Genomic DNA, 609 nt, shown 5'->3' on the forward strand with positions numbered 1-609 from the left:
CCAGACCACCTTGATCCGGTGTAGATGGATCATTGTCATGATCGGTCTTCAACAGGCTATCTTCAGCATTAAGCGGAGTACCATTACGATCAACCGTTTCTGCCTTAACGGTCAATTCGCCATCGGCAAAGCCTGCTGGCACTTCTGCTGTATAGCTGCCATCAGGATTAACTGTGGCTTTCACCTGCTGTTCCAGCGGATTGCCTGACTGGTCCTGACCGGTAATGGTTAAGGTCACTTCACTACCCGGTGCTACATCTGTGGTCCCACCTGTGATATGGCCCTGATCGTCAACATCTACTGTAATTGATCCATCAACGCGGTCCAGACCACCTTGATCCGGTGTAGATGGATCATTGTCATGATCGGTCTTCAACAGGCTGTCTTCTGCATTGACCGGAGTACCATTACGATCAACTGTTTCTGCCTTAACGGTCAATTCGCCATCAGCAAAGCCGGCCGGCACTTCTGCCGTATAGCTGCCATCAGGATTAACTGTGGCTTTCACCTGCTGTTCCAGCGGATTGCCTGACTGGTCCTGACCGGTAATGGTTAAGGTCACTTCGCTGCCCGGTGCTACATCTGTGGTCCCACCTGTGATATGGCCCT

Annotated in this window: 1 pseudogene; it reads right to left on the reverse strand. The window is 51.6% G+C overall.

Annotation, left to right across the window (positions count from 1 at the left end):
* A pseudogene (locus tag C1642_RS17180) lies at nt 1-609 on the reverse strand (hypothetical protein); the annotation flags it as partial.

Origin of the sequence: Acinetobacter sp. AKBS16, assembly GCF_002899995.1 — a bacterium.
In the GTDB taxonomy this organism is placed as follows: Bacteria; Pseudomonadota; Gammaproteobacteria; order Pseudomonadales; family Moraxellaceae; genus Acinetobacter; species Acinetobacter baumannii.